Source organism: Georhizobium profundi, from assembly GCF_003952725.1.
GTDB lineage: Bacteria > Pseudomonadota > Alphaproteobacteria > Rhizobiales > Rhizobiaceae > Georhizobium > Georhizobium profundi.
The window spans coordinates 2,476,777-2,495,853 of the sequence record NZ_CP032509.1; the positions used below are offsets into that span (position 1 = coordinate 2,476,777).

Sequence of the window (19,077 nt, forward strand, 5' to 3'; positions counted from 1 at the left end):
GATGACCATTCAAACAAAGCCGCCGCTGACGGCCGGCGAACAGGCCCTGTCGACGCATTTCGATGCGGTGAAGCAATCCCTGCCGGGTGGCGACGCAGCGCTGTCGCAGCGCAGCGCGCTGTTCGGTGCGTTGCTCAGCCGTGGACTGCCGACGCGTCGGGTGGAAAGCTGGCATTATACCGATTTCCGGTCGCTGCTGCGCGACGTGCCGCAAGGTGCGGGGCTGTCGCAGCATGTTGTCGAGCCGCTGATCGCCGGCGCTACGGTTCTGGCATCAAGCGCCCAGGACGGCGTTGTGCCTGCCGGCGTAAGCGTGGTCGACTTCCAGACGCGCCTTGCCGACGGATCGCTGACGCTTGCCGCACGGGGTGACGACGATGCTGTCGGTCATCTCAATGCGGCTTTTGCGGACACTGGCTTTGCGATCACGATCGCAGATGGTTCGAAGGTCGAGGCGCCGATCGAGCTGCAGGCGGTCCATGATGGTGGCCAGGCGCATCTGCGTCACGAGGTTCACGTTGGCGCCAATGCCGGCGTGACGCTCGTCGAACGCCATCTGAATTCCGGCGATGCTCCAGCGCTCGTCTCGGCCGTGACGAACCTCAAGCTTGAGCGGGAGGCCAACGTCACCTGGGTGATCGTCCAGGGGCAGGGCCGTGCAGACAGTCATCTCGGGCAGATCAATGTGTCGCTTGGCGAGGATGCGCGGCTGACGCTGTGCATCATCAATGCCGGCGGCAAGCTCATTCGCCAGGAAGTGCATGTGGTGACGGCCGGCGAAGGCGCCGACTTCAAGCTGCGCGGCGTCAATCTGCTCGGCGGCGACAGTCATACGGACGTGACGATGACGCTCGGCCATGACGTGCCGAACACGACCTCGACGGAAATCATCCGCAATGTCGTCTTCGACCGGGCGCGTGGCGTGTTCCAGGGCCAGATCCGCGTGGCGCCGCATGCGCAGAAGACTGATGCGCGGATGGCCTCCAATACGCTGCTTCTTTCCGACGAAGGCGAGTTCTCCACCAAGCCGGAACTCGAGATCTTTGCCGACGACGTTCAGTGCGCCCACGGTGCCACGGTTGCCGACATCGATGCGGTTCATCTTTTCTATCTGAAATCGCGTGGCATTCCGGAAGCCGTTGCACGGCGCATGCTGGTGCAGGCCTTCGTCAATGAGGTCGTCGAAGAGCTCGACGACGAGCCGCTGACCGACGCGCTGCATGGCGTGATCGAAACCTGGTTGGAAAAGCACGTTTGATGGACGCCCGCACCGCACGCAATGGCTATGACGTCGAAGCGATCCGCCGCGACTTCCCGATCCTTTCCCGGGAAGTCTACGGCAAGCCGCTGGTCTATCTCGACAATGGCGCATCGGCGCAGAAGCCGCAGGCGGTGATCGATGCGATCACGCACGCTTACTCGAACGAGTATGCGAACGTGCATCGCGGGCTGCATTTCCTGTCGAATGCGGCGACCGATGCCTATGAGGCATCGCGCAGCAAGGTGAAGCGCTTCCTCAATGCTGCATCCGAAGACGAGATCGTCTTTACGAAGTCGACGACGGAGGCGATCAACACCGTCGCCTACGGTTACGGCATGCCGCATATCGGCGAGGGTGACGAGATCGTGCTGACGATCATGGAGCATCACTCCAATATCGTGCCGTGGCATTTCATCCGCGAGCGGCAGGGCGCAAAGCTCGTCTGGGTGCCGGTCGGTGACGACGGGTCCTTCGATCTCGATGCGTTTGCTGCGAGCCTCACGGAGCGCACGAAGCTGGTGGCGATCACCCACATGTCGAACGTGCTCGGCACCGTCATCCCGGTCAAGGAGGTTTGCCGCATCGCGCACGAGCGTGGCATCCCCGTGCTCGTCGATGGCAGCCAGGCGGCCGTTCACATGCCGGTGGATGTCCGCGACATCGATTGCGATTTCTACGTCTTCACGGGGCACAAGGTGTACGGTCCGTCCGGCATCGGCGTGCTCTACGGCAAGACCGAGATGCTGAAGAAGATGCGGCCCTTCCAGGGCGGCGGCGAGATGATCGTCGACGTATCGGAAGAGGGTGTGACGTACAACGAGCCGCCGCATCGCTTCGAGGCCGGGACGCCGCCGATCGTTCAGGCGATCGGGCTCGGCGCTGCGCTCGACTACATGGACAGCATCGGCCGCGAAGCGATTGCCGCCCACGAAGCGGATCTGACGGCCTATGCGCGCGAGAAGCTTCAGTCAGTCAACGCGCTGCGCGTGATCGGCGATGCGCCGGGCAAGGGCGCAATCTTCTCCTTCGAGATCGAGGGCATCCACGCCCATGACGTGTCGATGGTGATCGATCGCTCGGGCGTGGCGGTTCGAGCGGGTACCCACTGCGCGCAGCCGCTCTTGAAGCGTTTCGGCGTGACCTCCACATGCAGGGCATCCTTCGGGATGTACAACACGCGCAAGGAAGTGGATGTCCTTGTGGAAGCGCTTGAAAAAGCGCGTGCCTTCTTCGCCTGAGCGCGGAAACCACGAACAGGAACTGCCAGGATGACCGAAACTACCGCCAAGCCAGACGATGCGAGCGTTGCACCGCCAGTGGCAACTGTCGATGCCGCCGAGGCATCCTCGTCGACCGTATCGGCCATCCCGCAGGAAGAGCTTGCGCGGATGACGGACGACATCATCGCGGCGCTGAAGACCGTGTACGATCCTGAAATCCCGGCCGATATCTACGAGCTTGGACTGATCTACAAGATCGACATCGAGGATGACCGCATGGTCAAGGTCGACATGACGCTGACCGCGCCTGGATGTCCCGTCGCCGGAGAAATGCCGGGCTGGGTGGAAAACGCCGTTGGGACCGTCGAAGGCGTGTCGGGCGTCGACGTGAAGCTCACCTTCGATCCGCCGTGGACGCCTGCGCGCATGAGCGAAGAAGCTCAGGTCGCCGTCGGCTGGTATTGACGGGAGAACCCGATGTCTTGCGGCCGACCCTGGCCGTGATTAGGTTGATACCGAAGCGCAGCTGATTTGCTGCGCAAACGCCCTTCAGGGCAGGAGTTTCGAATGGGTCAGTTCGCTGTCATGACCATGACCGACGCGGCTGCGAAGCGCGTAAAGGCGATCGTCGCCAACGCCAACCAGCCCGCCGAAGGAATCCGCGTCGGCATCAAGAAGGGTGGCTGCGCCGGTATGGAATACACGGTGGAACTCGTCGATGCGCCGTCGGCGAAGGACGATCTGATCGAAGCGGACGGTGCCCGCGTCTACGTTGCACCCGAGGCCGTGCTGTTCCTGCTCGGCACTCAGATGGATTACGAGACCACCAAGCTGCGTTCGGGGTTCGTGTTCAACAATCCCAACCAGACGTCCGCCTGTGGTTGCGGCGAGTCAGTCGAGTTGAAGCCAGCAGATCTGGAAGCGCTTGCCAAGCGCGGTGATGCCGTGATTCGCGGCGACGCTTGAGAGCAGCGCAAGCGTTCACGCATTTGTGAGCAGCTCCGGAACAAAAGCGTCATGTTTCCGTTTGTTCGAGACCTGAACAGCGGAGACAGCACGCTCATGCATACCATCGTCTACATCGTCGGCCTTATCGTCGTCATAGGCTTCATCCTTTCGCTGCTCGGGCTCGTCTAGAACCCAAGATTGCGCGCTGGACGTTCGCAACAGGAACGATCCAGCCTGCGCGGTGACGGAAGGACATTGCCGTGGAACTCATCATTCTCATCTTGCTCGTGCTTCTGGTCATTGGCGCCTTGCCGCGCTGGGGCTACAGCCGAAGCTGGGGTTATGGCCCGTCCGGCGGTCTTGGCCTCGTGATCGTTGTGGTCCTGATCATTCTTCTTCTGACCTGAACGGCATAGAGCACGTTTACCTCAAGCTCTATTGCAAGCGATCTTCGAGGCCGCTCTGCTAGACTATCCCGCCCTCCTATGCGATGTGGACCGACAGCGTAGGGCGGAATCCAGAAGGTTTACTTCAACGTCGCCCGACGACCTGTTCGGGTATAGACAGTGGAGGAAAACCCAATGGATCGCCGTTCATTCATCACAAAGGCTGGATTTGCCGGTGTTGGCGTCGCTGCAAGCTCGATGCTTGCGGCGCCGGCCATCGCTCAGGAAAATCAGACCTGGCGCATGGTCACCACGTGGCCGAAGAACTTTCCTGGTCTTGGTGTCGGCGCACAGCGCCTTGCCGACCGCATCACCGCCGCTTCGGGCGGCCGTCTGACAATCCAGCTCTACTCGGCAGGCGAGCTTGTCCCGCCGCTGCAGTCGCTGGACGCTGTCATCGACGGTTCGGCTGAGATGAGCCACGGCGCTGCCTATTACTGGCAGAACAAGAGCCAGGCTTTGAACTTCTTTACCGGCGTTCCGTTCGGCATGACCTCGCGCGAGCTGACCGGTTGGGTGCGCTACCTCGGTGGCCAGGAAATCTGGGATGAGATCTACGACCAGTACGGCGTGCAGGGCTTCCTGTCCGGCGACACGGGGACGCAGGCCGGTGGCTGGTTCCGCAACGAGCTGACGGGCGTCGCAGACGTTCAGGGCCTTCGTTTCCGCACACCCGGCCTCGGCGGTCAGGTTTGGGAACGCCTCGGCGCTTCCGTTACCAACATGGCGGCGGGCGAGATCTTCCAGGCGCTGCAGTCGGGCACGCTCGACGCTGCTGAGTTCGTCGGTCCTTACAACGACCTCGCGCTCGGCTTCTATCAGATCGCCAAGAACTACTACTTCCCGAGCTTCATCGAGCCGGGCCTCGCAACCGAGCTCGTCGTCGACAAGGCCAAGTACACGGCACTGCCGGCCGACCTACAGGCGATCATCCGTGATTGCTGCCAGGCCGAGTACGATGCCGTTGCGGCCGATTTCGCCGCCAACGACCCGCGCGCGCTGCAGACGCTGGTCAACGACCACGGCGTCCAGATCCGCCAGTTCCCCGAGGAGATCATGGAAGCCGGTGCACAGGCCGCCACCGAGATCCTGACGGGTCTGCGCGATTCGGGTGATGAGCTGACAAAGAAAACCGCCGAGAGCTTCATCTCGGCGCTCAACATCGTTCGCCAGAAGACCCAGGGCACCGACTCGCTCTTCATCCAGGCACGCGAAAAGTACTTCCAGATCTGAGCGCCCACGCGCTCATCTGACCAAACAGAAAAGCCCGGAGCGTCCTGCTCCGGGCTTTTTTTGTTCGGCGGAAAGACCGCGGCTTCGGGATCAGCTGTAGATCCAGCGCGGCAGCCAGGTGGCCAGCTCCGGAAAGATGAACAGCAACGCGATCGCCACGACCTGCAGCCCGACGAACGGGATGACGCCGCGATAGATCATGCCCGTGGTGACCCGGTTGGGTGCCACGCCGCGCAGATAGAAGAGCGCAAAGCCGAAGGGCGGCGTCAGGAAGCTGGTCTGCAGGTTGACGCCGATCAAGACGCCGAGCCAGACGGGATCAACACCGAGATTGAGCAGCACCGGTGCCGTGATCGGCACGATGATGAAGATGATCTCGAATGTATCCAGGATGAAGCCGAGCACGAACATCATCAGCATGACGACGATGAGCGCGCCATAGACGCCGCCGGGCAGGGCGGTCAGGATGTCGTGGACCAGATTGTCGCCGCCCATGAGGCGGAAGACGATCGAGAACACGGATGCGCCGAGCAGGATGATGAACACCATCGAGGTGATGGTTGCGGTGGAGATCGTGACTTCGCGCAGGACCTGGAACGACAGACGCCAGCGCAGTGCTGCAAGGATCGTTGCGCCGATGGCGCCTACCGAGGCTGCCTCCGTCGGCGTTGCGATGCCGCCGAGGATCGAGCCGAGCACGGCAATGATCAGCATGAGCGGCGGCACGAGCGCGGTGATGACTTCTTTCCAGAGGTCCTTCTTCTCCTCGGCCGGCACCGGCGTTGCCGGGCAGCTTTCAGGCGCCGTGATCGCCTTGAAGACCATCCACAGCAGATAGAGACCGACGAGCATGATGCCCGGGATGATGGCGCCGGCGAAGAGGTCGCCGACCGAAACGGGGGCGGGGGCGAAGTTGCCCTTGGCCATCTGCACCTGGGCGTTGATGCCTGACAGCATGTCGCCCATGAAGATCAGCACGGTCGATGGCGGGATGATCTGGCCAAGCGTGCCCGATGCACAGATGACGCCGGATGCGAGCTTGGGGTCATAGCCAGCGCGCAGCATGGCCGGCAGCGAGATGAGGCCCATGGTGACGACGGTTGCACCGACGACGCCGGTGGATGCCGCGAGCAGCGCGCCGACGAGGATCACGGAAATGCCAAGCCCGCCGCGCAGATTTCCGAAGAGCTTGCCCATGGTCAGGAGAAGCTGTTCGGCGATGCCCGATCGTTCGAGCATCACGCCCATGAAGATGAAGAGCGGGACAGCGACGAGGACCTCGTTCGTCATGAAGCCGAGGTAGCGGCTGGCGAGCGAGCCAAAATTCGATGGATCGAACACGCCGAAGAACATGCCGACCAGGCCGAAAATGAGCGACACGCCGGCAAGCGTGAAGGCAACCGGGAAGCCCAGCATCAGCACGCCGATGATGCCGAAGAACATCGCCCCGGCGAGAATCTCGCCGATCAGTACAGGATCCATTGTCGATTACTCCCCTTCGCCCGGAAGGCGATACCGCAGATCTGCGGGCAAAAGTTCTTCCCGTCCGGACAGAACGAGGATGCTGCGCCCGGCCATGGCGAGGCCCTGGAGCGCCACGACACCGGCGAAGACGAAGATGAAGGACTTCAGAATGTAGAGGCCGGGCATGCCGCCGAAATTGGCCGATCCTTCGCCAAGGCTCCACGAGCGCATCACGTAAGTCCAGCTGTAGAGAATGACGACGTAGCAGAAGGGCAGCAGGAACACGACGACGCCGAAGAGATCGATCATCGCCTTTCTCTGGATGGTAGCCGGCCGATAGAAGATGTCGACACGGACGTGGTCGTCGCGCAGGAGCGCGAAGCCAGCGATGCCCATGAACATGGCGCCATTCAACCAGACATAGAGATCCTGCATCCAGATCAGCGATGTGGAGAAGAGATAGCGCTGGACGACGACGGTGAAGCAGACCAGCACGATGCCGAGCGAGAGCCAGGCAAGGATCTGACCGAGAAAGCCGTTGAAACGGCCGATCGCCTTAACGATCGCGGCTAGGAACGACATTAGTTCAGCCTCTGAACCAAGAAGTTGAGAGCTTGAGACCGGGTTTGACGGCAGGCATGGGTGAGCGGCAAACTGCGCAGCCGCTCCTCCTCGGCCTGCACCATCATGCCCGGTCCGGCGATCCGGGTAGCAAACGCCCGGATTGACGGCACTCGATAGACCGACACGCGCGCAGACGCAACCGCCAGAGGTGGATTGTCAGCCGCGGCGCGTCGCCATCACCAGTCCGGCGATCGCAACGACGACCCAGCCGGCGATCATCCCGAAGCCGCCGATGGGTGCCGACAACGGAAAGAGCGCGCTGCCTGCCGTGGCGCGCAGCGTGAGATCGGCTGCAAACAGCATCGTGCCGAGCGCGAGCAGAAGGCCGGCGGGCAGCAACAGGCGCGATTTTTCGGAAAGAGAAGCGAGCCCAAGAAGAGCAGGCGCGTGTGCAAGCGACAGCGCAGCGGCGCTTGCAAGAAGGCGAGGCTCACCGCCGTGCGACGCGGCGGCTGCAAGCGCGACGCCGGCCGCACCGAGCAAACCGGCGGCTATGACCAGAATCGCGGCCCTTCGCATCGAAGCGCGGCCGTTCAGGCGCGAGCGGCGATTGTCATGAAAGCGGGAATGTCGTCGCCAAAGCCGACAGGCGTGAACTCGTCGTCACGCTGCGAACGGCGGCGCTGGTTGTTGTCCCGAGCATTATCGCGGGCGTTGTCGCGACCGCGGTTGCGACGGTCGTCATTGGCGGCATCCTGGCGCTGCGGGCGTGGAGCCTCTTCGGCGACAGCTGCGCGTTCCACAGGAGCGCGTTCTGCCGGCGCCCGTTCCGCAACCGGCGCTGCCGCCTGTTCCTGGACAGCTGGCGTGCCGGCGGCTGCCAGTTCGGCGGCGGCCTCGATCAATGCTTCCTCGCGGGCAGGACGGGTGCGCGGGCCATCCGACTTGCGGCCCGAGCGTTCCTTGCGACCAGAAGACTTGGCGCGACCGCGCCGATCGTCTTCGTCCGGTGACTGCACGATGGTCGAGATGTCACCATCGAGCCACTCGATCTTCTGATCGATCAGCTTTTCGATCGCGTCCGTGTACTTCGCCTCGCGCTTGGTCACGAGCGTGAAGGCCTTCCCGGACCTGCCGGCACGACCGGTGCGGCCGATGCGGTGGACGTAGTCTTCGGCATGGATCGGCACGTCGAAATTGAAGACGTGGCTCACATCCGGAATGTCGAGCCCGCGTGCGGCGACGTCGGAGGCCACGAGAAGCTGCAGCTTTCCTTCACGGAAATTGTGCAGCATCGTCGTGCGGGACCGCTGGTCCATATCGCCGTGCAAAGCGCCTGCCGAGAATTCGTGGCGGGCGAGCGAGCGGAAGAGATCGGCCACATCGCGCTTGCGGTTGCAGAAGATGATCGCGTTCTTGAGGTCGTCCTGGGCGCGGATCAAGTCGCGCAATGCCGAACGCTTCTCGAAATCCTTGTTGCCGCAGGCAACGAGACGCTGCGTGACGGTCGTGGCCGTGGACGAGCGGGTCGAGACTTCGACGCGGACCGGGTTCTGCAGGAAATTGTCGGCGAGCTTCTGAATTTCGGGCGGCATGGTGGCCGAGAAGAACAGAGTCTGGCGGGTAAACGGAATGAGCTTCACGATGCGCTCGATATCCGGGATGAAGCCCATGTCGAGCATGCGGTCGGCTTCGTCGATCACGAGGACTTCGACGCCGCTCATCAGAAGCTTGCCGCGCTCGCAATGGTCGAGCAGGCGGCCGGGGGTGCAGATGAGAACGTCTGCGCCACGTTCCAGCTTGCGATCCTGCTCATCGAAGGAAACGCCGCCGATCAGGAGCGCAACGTTGAGCTTGTGGTTTTTGCCGTACTTCTCGAAATTCTCGGCAACCTGTGCAGCCAGTTCGCGCGTCGGCTCAAGAATGAGCGTGCGCGGCATGCGCGCCCGGGCGCGGCCCTTTTCCAGCAGCGTCAGCATCGGCAGAACGAAAGAAGCGGTCTTGCCGGTTCCCGTCTGAGCGATGCCGAGAACGTCGCGTCGTTCCAAGGCCGGTGGAATGGCCCCTTCCTGAATCGGTGTGGGTTCGCTATAGCCCGCGTCGGTGACTGCGGAGAGGACTTTCTGGCTCAGGCCAAGTTCGGAGAATTTGGTCAAGGGGAAACTTGTTTCCGTTCTGATCTCTTAGGATCGGGGCTGACATCTATGTGTGCGGACAGTGGCGCAAACACATGAAGTTCGCACCTGGCAGCGCTAAGCGCTCAAGCGGCAATGACGCCTGGATGAGCGGGCACATAGGCCCTATACGGCGGAAAGTCAAGGAAGGCAGGCATTGCAGGCACTTCGTGCGCCCCTTCGGCGCACGGATGGTTACCGTGCGGCCAGAAGCGGCTCCAGCGATGCGCCTGCCTGGAGGAAGCGCGCCGGATCGACCGGCTCGTCATGGAAGCGAACCTCATAGTGGAGATGCGGACCGGTGGAGCGGCCGGTACTACCAGCACGGCCGATCAAGTCGCCACGCGAAACGGTCTGGCCCTCCGATACGAGAATGTCGGACAAATGGGCGTAGCGGGTGACGACGCCTTCGCCATGGTCGATCTCCACCATCTTGCCGTAGCCGCCGCGCCGGCCTGCGCCGATGACCGTGCCGCTGCCGGCAGCTTCGATCGATTCACCTTTGGCGACGCGGAAATCGATGCCCGCATGGAAGGCAGCGCGCCGAAAGAACGGATCGCGCCGCGTGCCGTAACGGCTGGTGATGGGATGGCCTTCTGCCGGGTTGCCGAGCGGCATGCGCGCTGCATGGTCGCGGATCATGTCCAAACGATTCAGAGCGAGGTCGAGCTCGTCGAGCGTCGCGTCGAATGCGCCGCCGCCACGCCGGGGCAGATAGGGGCCACCCATGGCCGTTTCATCGTTCAACGGAACATCGAGGCCCGTGTTGCGCAGGATGCCGGCAATCGCTTCGGCGGTGCCCGAAGCGTTGGCCGCCAGGGCACGCACCTTCTGCATCTGTTCCGTTTCAAGATCGTCCAGGGAGGAGCGCAATTCGAGGAACAGCCGGTCGGAGCGATCCGCCTGGCTGCGCGCCGTCGGAGCATAGGCACTCACCCTGCTGCTTGGCGGAGTGGTTGCCGTGGTCGTGCTGTCGGTGATCATGGCGATCGCATCGAGCGCATCGCCCGATCCGGAAAGGGCAGCGCGGCGTGCCGGACCGTCAGGACGCGGGGTCGGCAAGGGCGCTTCGATCTCGGGCGCAACGGCATCGCCCGCGCGCTCCAGGATCGCATCGAGCCGGCCATGGCGCGAGGAAAGCGCCGCCTGGTGCGCCATCAGCTTCTCGACCTGGTCTTCCATCATGCGCTGATCCAGCATCTGGCGGCTGGTGACACGATCGACCTGGGCACGCAACGCCGCGATGCGGTCTTCATAGACGTGCTGGATGCGGGCCTGGCGCGCAACGGAGGCGCCGATCAGATCGTCGCGGAGAATGAGATAGGTGGTCGCAACGAAGTAGCCGCCAAGCAGAAGCGCGGCAGCGCAGCCAGCGAGGCCCACGACCCAGGGACGGATCGTCATGTGGCGAATGCGTTCGCCGCTTGCGAGAATGAGCGTGTGCTCCGTCTTGCGCCGACCGAACGCTGAAACTTTTTGCGATTGCGCCAAGGTGCTGCCTCTGCCGCTGCCAGACCAATGACGGCTATTAGACAATGTTAAGGTTAACACCCCCTTTCCGGCGGGGCAGTTTGGCCGGATGGTGTTTCAGGACATGCTGGTCGCGGTCAAAGCCCGATAGAACGAGGGCGAGAGCCCGGCTTCGGCTCGGGCCAGATCGTTGAATGGTGGTTTCAGCGGGCCGCGGAAATTCGCGCGCACCAATGCCTGGAAGGTCGCAGTCGGGTCACGGCCCTGGCGCTGGCAGAGGAAGCGGAACCATTTCGCGCCGACAGCCACGTGGGTCTTCTCGTCTTCATAGATGATGTCGAGGATGGCAGCGCTTTCCATGTCTCCTGACTTGCGCATCTTGGCTTGGAGAGCGGGCGTCACGTCGAGCCCGCGCGCTTCCAGGATGAGCGGCACGACGGCAAGCCTTGCAGTCAGGTCGTTGCGCGTGTCGTGCGCCGCCTGCCAAAGGCCATCATGGGCGGGCAGATCGCCATAGTCCGCACCGAGCGCGCGAAGACGATCGCGTATTAGATTGAAATGCTTGGCTTCTTCAAAGGCGACCCGCATCCAGCCGTCGAAGAAGCTCTGCGGCATGCGGGCGCCGGCGAAGCGGGCCACGATATCGAGCGCAAGATCGATCGCGTTGAGCTCGATATGGGCAATCGCATGCAGAAGCGCGATGCGGCCACGCTCCGAGTTGAGCGAGCGCCTCTTGACCTTCGTCGGCGGCACAAGTTCGGGCCGATCCGGGCGGCCCGGCCGATCGGGTACGCCAAGATCGAGCGGGCTTGAGAGCGACAGGCGACGCTGATGCCAGCGCCGCGCCGTTTCCTGAGTCAGCCAGGTTTTCTCGTCGAGATCGGCTGCTGCGATCGCGCGGGCAGCGCCGTCGCGAAGCGATCTTGCCGCATAATCTTCTTTCGAAGCAGGAGCATGCGTCGCCCGACTGATGTCTTGAGTCACCTGCCTAGAGATCCTTGGCGGCAGCCAGGACCTCTTCGGCGTGACCCGGCACCTTCACCTTCGGCCAAATGCGGGCGATCTTGCCGTCGCGATCGATCAAAAGCGTGGTGCGCTCTACGCCCATGTACTTCTTGCCGTACATGCTCTTTTCCTGCCAGACGCCATAGGCTTCGAGCGTCGACTTGTCCTCGTCGGCAGCAAGAATCACATCCAGGCTGTGCTTGTCGCGGAACTTGTCGTGCTTCTTCACCGGGTCGGGCGACATGCCGATGACGACCGTGTCGGCATCCGCAAAATCCTGCTTCAAGGCAGTGAAGGCGATGGCCTCGGTGGTGCAGCCGCTCGTGTCATCCTTCGGATAGAAATAGAGCACGACCTTTTTTCCGCCGAATTCGGAGAGCGAAACGTCGCCGCCGCCATCGCGCGGCAATGTGAATGCGGGGGCCTGCATGCCTTCGGACAATTCGCTCATCGATGGTCTCCAATGCTGAAAGGGGGCGTGATGGACGCGATATATGGTCAAACCGCCTGCCGTCCAGCCGCTTCGATTTGGATGGTGCCGCACTTCGCGTCGAAAGCGTTTCCCCGAAGCGGCATTTTCGGCCACATTGCAGGGAACGCCGGTGCCAATCGGCGTGGTTTGGGTTCAACGGGGCTGACAGGAACGAGCGGATCGGCAACACAGAGCGCATGAACCCATCACCGAACACGGCATCCGTGGATGCGGCGGAAAAAAAGGCAAAACGCAGCCGGGCCAGGCGTCTGATGCGCTTTTCCCTGCTCGTGAGCGGCGTTTTGACGGGCATTCTGCTCGCCGTTTTCGCAGGTCTGCAGTTCGGCGCCTTTGATTCGCTCTTCGCCGGTCGGGCCCAATCGGCGCTCGCCACGATCGCAGGTCCCGAAACCATCGTGGAGGTCGACCGTGCCTCGGTGCGCGTCGGCCGGGACGGGCGCATCGCGATCGAGGCCGATACGGTGTCGGTGCAGCGGTCGCCCCTGGCACTTCGTGAGCCGGCAGCCAGCGGGGCGCGAGACGATGCGTTCGGCGAGGCGCTGTCGTCCGTCGAGGCCGTGCGGCTGTTGCTCGATCCGATGCCGCTTCTGCGCGGCGAAATCAAAGTGGTCGAGGTAGAGATTTCTGGGGTCGTGCTCGACGCGACGATGCTTGCCGGTGGGCCGGCGACGGACTGGAGCGCGCTGCGGGTCGATTCGCTGGAGCCGCTGACGGAAAGCGCGTTCGCGGCACTGGACCGGGCTCTCCAGCTGCTCCAGCGCAGCCGCACACGGTCGATTCTGCTGACCAATGCCGAATTGGCGAATACCGGGGCTGCCGACGCTCCGCGGATCGAGGAACTGCAGCTCGCGTTGTCCGATCGGGAAAACGTGACGCTCAGCGGGTCGTTCATGATCGGAGGGCAGACGATCGCGCTTGACGGACAGGCGCTGCGCCACGAGCGGGCCGATACGCTCGAACAGATTCTCGTGCGACTCACCGGCCTGCACACTTTCGGCAACGAGGCCTTCACGAACAGTCTGGACGATGAGCCGATCGAGCGGCAGCGGCAACGGTTCGGCGTCGAAAGCGAGACGGACATCTCGCTCAGTGCGCGACGGACACCAAAGCCCGACCAGCCGATGTTGAAGGCCCAGGTGTCGTTCAGCGAGGGCGACCTCACGCTTGGCGGGATCGTTTCGCCGCTGCGGGAGAGCCGTCTGGGGCTCGGTTACTTCAAGGAACAGGGCAAGATCGAGGTGCTGCCGTCGCGCATGACTGTCGCAGATACGACCATCCCGTTCAGTGGCGGGCTCGTCGATCTGTCTCGGCTCGGCGACGACGCCGCTGCGGGGATCGCGGCGGAGCTCGTCGTGGATCAGGCGATGTTCGACCCGACGGATACCGAGTTTGAAGCGCTTGCCGTGGACGGGAAAATCTCCGCCCGATTTCTCGGGGCAGACAGGAAGCTGATCTTCGACGAGATCGCGCTCGATACGGGACCGGGGACGGTCGTCGCCTCTGCCGCCATTGAATTTGGCGCGTCCTCACCCGCGATCAGCCTCGCCGGTGCGTTCGATCAGCTGGACACGGCTTCTCTCAAGCAGCTCTGGCCTCACTGGGTGGCGGTGCGTCCGCGCCAATGGGTGATCGACAATGTGGTCGGCGGCATCGGCTCCAATGGGCAGATTAGGCTCTATATCCCGGCTGGGCGCATGGCCGAGCAACCCGGGCGTCTGGACCTGGACGAAAACCAGCTGCAGATCTCCATGCGGGTCAGCGGACCCCGGGTGCATGTGGCGGGTGATATTCCGCCGCTGCGCGACACGCAGGCGAACGTCGTCTTTCGAGGGCGAGCCCTCGAAGTCGATATCGAAGCGGCCACCGCCTATTTTCCCTCGGGTCGGACGGTTGCTGTCGAGAACGGCACATTCGCGATCAGACGCACCGATCTTCGTCCGTTGATGGCGGATATGGATCTGCAGCTCGCCGGCGGCGCCGACGCCATGGCCGAGCTGATCTCCTATCGGCCGATCGCCGTTCTCGACCGGGTCGGCTATCAGCCCGAGGATCTCAGCGGTTCCATCGACGCTCATGTACAAGCGCGTTTCGGCCTGATCCGCGATCAGGACCCGCCTGTGCCCGCCTATGACGTGAAAATGGCGCTGACCGATGTTGCCGTCTCAAAACCCGTGGAAGGGCGCATGCTCTCGGCGGTGAACGGCAATCTGTCGGTCGACCCGCAAAAGGCGGTGCTCGAAGGAAAGGCCACGATCGACGGTGCGCCGCTCGACATCACTGTGACCCGTCCACTTGATCCCGAAGCGGGTGTCACTGCAGCCCGCAAGATCAGTGGCACTATCGGCGACCGTGAACGGGCAGACCTGCTGCCGGGCCTTTCCGGTCTTCTCGCTGGGCCAATCACTTTGACCATGGAGCAGACCGGACCGGGCGAGGACAAGGTCGAGATCGATCTCTCAGGCGCGACGCTGATTCCGCCCGCAATCGGCTGGCGGAAGGAACCCGGCACGCGGGCATCGGTGAGTCTGACAATGCGCGCCCGCGACGACGGTCTCGATCTGAACGACATCGTGCTAACGGGCGACGGCATCGCTGCCAGGGGCTCTGCACGCCTGACCGCCGGACAGTTGGCCACACTGGATCTATCCAATGTACGGCTTTCGACCAGCGACGACTTCGACATTTCCATTGCAAAGGCCAGCGGTGGCGCATTCGACATCGATGTTCGGGGCCGATCCTTCGATGCGCGGCCGTTGATCCGCAAGCTGCGGGCTGGCTCCGAAGGTGGAAGCGGTGCTGGCGGTGGCGGGTCGCAACAGGTCTCTGTTTCTGCCGATGTCGCACAGGTGCTCGGTTTCGACGGGGAAGTGCTGTCCGGCGTATCGGTGCGCTATTCCGGCCGAGGAAGCCGCCCGATCGGGGTGGACCTGAAAGCCGTGACAGGAAGCGGCGAGGCGGCAGTGCTGACCTTTGCCGAGACAGATGGCATCGGACAAGCAAATCTGACGGCGGGCGATGCCGGCGCGCTTGCGCGCTTTGCCGATCTCTACCGGCGGGTCTCGGCCGGGCGCATCGAGGTGGCGCTGCAACGGTCCGGTGACGGACCTTTCCGTGGCAATGTGCGGATCGCGGATTTCGCAGTCATCAACGAGAATCACCTGAAAGAGCTGGTGACAGCACGCGCTTCCGGCGCGCCGGGGAGAGTCAGCGACGCGATCCAGAGTTCGGTCGACGTCAATTCCATGCGATTCGAGCGTGGCTACACGGATATCGAGATCACCAACGGAACCGTGGGCGTCGCAAACGGTGTGCTGCGCGGCCAAGAGATCGGACTGTCGTTCCAGGGCGTCGTCAGGGATGCAGGCGGCAACATGGCCGTGACCGGCACGTTCATGCCGGCCTATGGCCTCAACCGGCTTTTTGCGGAAATACCGCTGTTCGGCGCGTTGCTCGGCAACGGGCGAGACCGGGGCTTGATCGGGATCACGTTCCGCCTGGACGGGCAGGTGAGTGCGCCGCAACTGACGGTCAACCCGATCTCGGCGATCGCGCCGGGCGTGTTCCGGCAGATCTTCGAGTTTTGAGGCTGGCGGACATTTTGGCCCCAAACTGGCGCAGCGATCTCCGCTGCGCCCAGAAGCTCAGGATGCCTGCAGATGCCGGTGCGCCGCATAGAGCGCAATGGCTGCGGCGTTGGAGACGTTGAGCGACTTGATGGCACCCGGCATGTCGAGGCGCACCAGGCCGTCGACTGTCTCGCGCGTCTTCTGGCGCAGGCCTTTGCCTTCTGCCCCCAGCACGAGAGCGATCCGCTCGCCGACGAGCTTGGCTTCCAGCGGACCGTCGGCTTCCGAATCGAGGCCGAGCGTCAGGAAGCCGAGCGCCTGCAGTTCGCCGATCGCGTCGGCCAGATTCGTGATCTGGATATAGGGGATCAGTTCCAGCGCGCCGGATGCTGATTTGGCCATGACGCCGGATTCGGTCGGGCTGTGACGCTGGGTGGTGATGACCGCGCCGGCCCCGAATGCAACGGCGCTGCGCATGATGGCGCCGACATTGTGCGGGTCCGTCACCTGGTCGAGAACCAGCAGAAGCGGGCTGTCCTTGAGATCGGCAAGGCGTCGCAAGGGCAGGGCATTCGCTTCGACGACGACGCCCTGGTGGATCGCATCGTCGCCGAGCAGATCGTCGATGGCGCCGGGAGCGACCATCTCGACCGGGAAGGGCAGGCTTGCCGTGTCCTCCACTTCGAGACGGGCGAGCGCGTTGCGCGTGACCCGCATGGACAGGATCGTGCGGGCAGGATTGTCGAGCGCGGCGCGCACCGTGTGCAGGCCGTACAGATAGACGCGGTCGGGCGGCAGCGGTGGGCCCGCGCCCTCCTTGCGCTTGCGCGGCGCATCACGCTTCTGGCCGCCATCATCCGCTTTGGTGTCGCGGTAGGCCCGGCGCAGGCGCGCATAGTGACTGTCTTTGGGTGAGCCCGCATCGCGCGGCCCACCTCCGCTTCCGCCGGCTGCGCCGGTTGTTTTCTTTGAGGTCATGGATCGGCTTATAGACGGCGCCGAGGTGGCCGCAAAGCCTTTCGCCGATGCTGTTTGAGGCGCGCCTGCCCGTATCGCATTAATTTCGCGGGGATCGGTTGACAGCTATCGGCCCGACCGGCATAACCCGCCCCGGTTCGACGGAGCTTGCCCAGGGCAGCGATCGTCGCTCCAACGGCCACCCGCCAAGCGGGGCGCCGGCGAAGTTTGGAGAGGTGCCTGAGCGGTTAAAAGGGGCGGACTGTAAATCCGTTGGCTTAGCCTACGCTGGTTCGAATCCAGCCCTCTCCACCACTTCGCCTGATGACTGCCCGCGGGTATAGCTCAATGGTAGAGCAGCAGCCTTCCAAGCTGAATATGCGGGTTCGATTCCCGCTACCCGCTCCAGCCGGTCTCGCAGAAACCCCGAAAATGGGGGCTTTTGGCCTGTCGGAAGCGTCGTTGCGCTGACGCTTGGTATACTTTTGTGCACACTGTGCGATGTGCAGGTGCGCGATGAGACACTCCCAGAAGGTCGATCCAGACCGTTTCCTGGTCCAGCAAAGCGGCATCTATTACTACTGGCGGCGGGTGCCAGCGAGATTCCTCCCACTCGACGGACGCACGGCGTCGGGCTTGATTCGGGCTTCGCTGAAGACCGATGACCTCGCCGAGGCGCGGGCCAAACGAGACGCGTTGGAAGCTGCAGATCAGGACTATTGGGTTGCGACGCCCCTTCGCTGCACGTGGCCGATGTCGGCGTCTCGGTCGACGTGGCGAGGGAGGCCGCGTCTAGCATCCTTCTCAGAAACGACCTGGACGTGCTGGTGAAGGGCGTGCGCGAAGGGCGGCGGACCTTCGCCAATATCATGAAATACGTGATGATGGGGACGAGCTCGAACTTCGGGAACATGTTCTCCATGGCGGGCGGTGTGTCCTGCGGTTTCTACCCATGCTTCCCGTGCAGATATTGCTGAACAACCTACTCTACGACCTCTCGGAGCTTCCCATACCGCTCGAAACGGTCGATCGGTGGCGGCCGCCGCTTTGCTTCCCTTCACGTCTGCCGGCGTCTGGCTTGGCTTCCAACCGCCGCCGCCACTGCTTCTCGTTGCGCTTGGTGGGATGACGGCGGCCTATCTGGACCTTGTCGAGTTCGTGAAACGCCGGTTCTATGGCTGCCATGGTCTCCAGGCGACTCGGCGCTCTGCATCCCGGCCCTGGGCTGACCGGGCTTGACCGGGCTTGCATGCAAACGGACCTAAAACCCTTTTGCGAAAACATTCCTCGCAATGCTCCGATGGCGAGGGCCACACTGCGCTCCAACTATACGGGCCGACGAGCATAAAACGCCTTGCTGGGCGTGGCTCCGCCAAGACGTAGCAGGGGCGATAGAACCGAAGCGCTGCGCTTCCGGCCTTCGCAACCGTGGTATCAGAATTCTTACCTGAACGGCGAAAGTCGCTGTGCATTCCTGAGAGATTCGATGGCCTAATTGACGCAGATCAATGCCGGGTATTGAGGCTGCGATACTCGAGGTGGTTTCAGCCTGCTTGTTCAGAAGGTGAAGCCTATGGCGGATCGCTTGTTCGACAGACCTCTGTCCGTGCGCCACAACGAAAGCGTCACGGTCCAGATATGCAGTGTCCGGGACGCGCTCGATTTTCTCGAAGAAAAGATATTGGGCCGTCAGGATCGGGGATACGAGGTCCTTGTGCAGGATTGTCACGACGTCCTGGAATACAGAAAGCCAATCCGAGCGCTGTATGATGCCTTCCTCCGTCTGGCACTCCACGAAGATCTTCTCGTCGATCCCGCGTCGACAATCCTCTGGATGAGAGGAAAAAGGCGAGGGCGGGGATCCTCATCGCCCTAGCGTCGCCGTCAACGGGTTCTTCCGTCCTCGCGGCATGCGTCGGCGGGCGCCGTCAGGAACCCGCGACTTGACGAACGACAACGCGGCGACGCGCGTTTGATGGCACCATGCACCCTTGGACAGGCAAGGAGAGCACCCATGCGATGGATTGTGATCGCTGTGGCAGCCATGACGCTGTCGGCTTGCACGACTGAGGCAGCGCGGCACTACCAGGATTTGCCGGGCTACGCATACCGCACGGATCTGGCATGCAAGCGCACCGAAGCGCCATCCGAATTCGACGAGCGGTGCGATTGCCCGCGCCTGGGATTTGAAGGGTTCGATCCGCGCACCGCTTGCGCCATCAACTGACGCAATGGCTTGCGCCCATAAGAACTGACTTCGATCAATGAGTGGGATG

At 62.9% G+C, this 19,077-nt stretch carries 17 protein-coding genes, 2 tRNA genes and 1 pseudogene; 12 read left to right on the forward strand and 8 right to left on the reverse strand.

The features are described 5' to 3' along the window. The first annotated feature begins 1 nt into the window (after position 1). From sufD to D5400_RS11780, 6 genes are all read left to right on the forward strand, one after another. A complete protein-coding gene (gene sufD / locus D5400_RS11755; protein ID WP_126010196.1) occupies positions 2-1,258 on the forward strand; it encodes a Fe-S cluster assembly protein SufD in 1,257 nt (418 codons plus the stop codon). Beyond that, positions 1,258-2,499, forward strand: coding sequence for a cysteine desulfurase (locus tag D5400_RS11760; protein ID WP_126010197.1), 1,242 nt, complete (start codon positions 1,258-1,260; stop codon positions 2,497-2,499). Before sufD ends, D5400_RS11760 begins: the two co-directional genes overlap by 1 nt. 30 nt (positions 2,500-2,529) lie before the next feature. Beyond that, the gene (locus tag D5400_RS11765) at positions 2,530-2,946 is read left to right on the forward strand and encodes an SUF system Fe-S cluster assembly protein (protein ID WP_164527870.1); all 417 of its coding nucleotides are present in this window, start codon (positions 2,530-2,532) and stop codon (positions 2,944-2,946) included. A 102-nt stretch (positions 2,947-3,048) separates the two neighbouring features. After that, positions 3,049-3,447 (forward strand): Fe-S cluster assembly scaffold SufA, encoded by a 399-nt coding sequence (gene sufA, locus D5400_RS11770; RefSeq protein WP_126010198.1) that lies wholly within the window; start codon positions 3,049-3,051, stop codon positions 3,445-3,447. A gap of 242 nt (positions 3,448-3,689) precedes the next feature. Further along, positions 3,690-3,836, forward strand: a complete 147-nt coding sequence (locus D5400_RS11775; protein ID WP_404861743.1) for a DUF3309 family protein — start codon at positions 3,690-3,692, stop codon at positions 3,834-3,836. A gap of 174 nt (positions 3,837-4,010) precedes the next feature. Beyond that, the gene (locus D5400_RS11780) at positions 4,011-5,108 is read left to right on the forward strand and encodes a TRAP transporter substrate-binding protein (protein WP_126010200.1); all 1,098 of its coding nucleotides are present in this window, start codon (positions 4,011-4,013) and stop codon (positions 5,106-5,108) included. 90 nt (positions 5,109-5,198) lie between these two features. Here the strand turns inward: D5400_RS11780 and D5400_RS11785 are convergent, their stop codons facing one another. The 7 genes from D5400_RS11785 to D5400_RS11815 all read right to left on the reverse strand — a co-directional run bounded on the left by D5400_RS11785 (position 5,199) and on the right by D5400_RS11815 (position 12,236). Continuing rightward, on the reverse strand, positions 5,199-6,590 hold the full coding sequence (locus D5400_RS11785) for a TRAP transporter large permease (protein ID WP_126010201.1): 1,392 nt from the start codon (positions 6,588-6,590) through the stop codon (positions 5,199-5,201). A 6-nt stretch (positions 6,591-6,596) separates the two neighbouring features. Beyond that, the gene (locus D5400_RS11790) at positions 6,597-7,154 is read right to left on the reverse strand and encodes a TRAP transporter small permease subunit (RefSeq protein WP_126010202.1); all 558 of its coding nucleotides are present in this window, start codon (positions 7,152-7,154) and stop codon (positions 6,597-6,599) included. Positions 7,155-7,352: 198 nt separating this feature from the next. After that, a complete protein-coding gene (locus D5400_RS11795; protein WP_126010203.1) occupies positions 7,353-7,715 on the reverse strand; it encodes a DUF423 domain-containing protein in 363 nt (120 codons plus the stop codon). Between the two features lie 14 nt (positions 7,716-7,729). Further along, positions 7,730-9,292, reverse strand: a complete 1,563-nt coding sequence (locus D5400_RS11800) for a DEAD/DEAH box helicase (protein WP_126010204.1) — start codon at positions 9,290-9,292, stop codon at positions 7,730-7,732. Positions 9,293-9,505: 213 nt separating this feature from the next. Next, positions 9,506-10,801, reverse strand: a complete 1,296-nt coding sequence (locus D5400_RS11805) for a M23 family metallopeptidase (RefSeq protein WP_245451275.1) — start codon at positions 10,799-10,801, stop codon at positions 9,506-9,508. Positions 10,802-10,897: 96 nt separating this feature from the next. Beyond that, positions 10,898-11,752 carry a ferritin-like domain-containing protein gene (locus D5400_RS11810; protein ID WP_126013164.1) on the reverse strand — a complete coding sequence of 285 codons (855 nt, stop codon included), beginning with the start codon at positions 11,750-11,752 and terminating at the stop codon, positions 10,898-10,900. A gap of 16 nt (positions 11,753-11,768) precedes the next feature. After that, the gene (locus tag D5400_RS11815; protein WP_126010205.1) at positions 11,769-12,236 is read right to left on the reverse strand and encodes a peroxiredoxin; all 468 of its coding nucleotides are present in this window, start codon (positions 12,234-12,236) and stop codon (positions 11,769-11,771) included. A gap of 218 nt (positions 12,237-12,454) precedes the next feature. Here D5400_RS11815 and D5400_RS11820 point away from each other — a divergent pair, with 218 nt between their 5' ends. Further along, the gene (locus D5400_RS11820; protein ID WP_205665461.1) at positions 12,455-15,862 is read left to right on the forward strand and encodes a YhdP family protein; all 3,408 of its coding nucleotides are present in this window, start codon (positions 12,455-12,457) and stop codon (positions 15,860-15,862) included. A 57-nt stretch (positions 15,863-15,919) separates the two neighbouring features. Here D5400_RS11820 and rlmB read toward each other — a convergent pair whose 3' ends face one another. Beyond that, positions 15,920-16,822: a 23S rRNA (guanosine(2251)-2'-O)-methyltransferase RlmB gene (gene rlmB / locus D5400_RS11825; protein WP_126010207.1), complete on the reverse strand. Its 903-nt coding sequence runs from the start codon at positions 16,820-16,822 to the stop codon at positions 15,920-15,922. A gap of 209 nt (positions 16,823-17,031) precedes the next feature. Between rlmB and D5400_RS11830 the strand changes: the two genes are divergently transcribed. The 5 genes and pseudogenes from D5400_RS11830 to D5400_RS11850 all read left to right on the forward strand — a co-directional run bounded on the left by D5400_RS11830 (position 17,032) and on the right by D5400_RS11850 (position 19,028). Continuing rightward, positions 17,032-17,116, forward strand: a tRNA-Tyr gene (locus D5400_RS11830). A gap of 19 nt (positions 17,117-17,135) precedes the next feature. Further along, positions 17,136-17,209 (forward strand) — tRNA-Gly (locus D5400_RS11835). A gap of 108 nt (positions 17,210-17,317) precedes the next feature. Beyond that, positions 17,318-17,632 (forward strand): DUF6538 domain-containing protein, encoded by a 315-nt coding sequence (locus D5400_RS21790; RefSeq protein WP_342635441.1) that lies wholly within the window; start codon positions 17,318-17,320, stop codon positions 17,630-17,632. Continuing rightward, positions 17,530-17,831 (forward strand): annotated as a pseudogene (locus D5400_RS21855) (magnesium-translocating P-type ATPase); the annotation flags it as partial. The gene D5400_RS21790 and the pseudogene D5400_RS21855, both read left to right, overlap by 103 nt. A 984-nt stretch (positions 17,832-18,815) precedes the next feature. Beyond that, complete coding sequence (locus tag D5400_RS11850; RefSeq protein WP_245451276.1) at positions 18,816-19,028, forward strand: hypothetical protein; 213 nt, start codon at positions 18,816-18,818, stop codon at positions 19,026-19,028. The last annotated feature ends 49 nt before the right edge of the window (positions 19,029-19,077 follow it).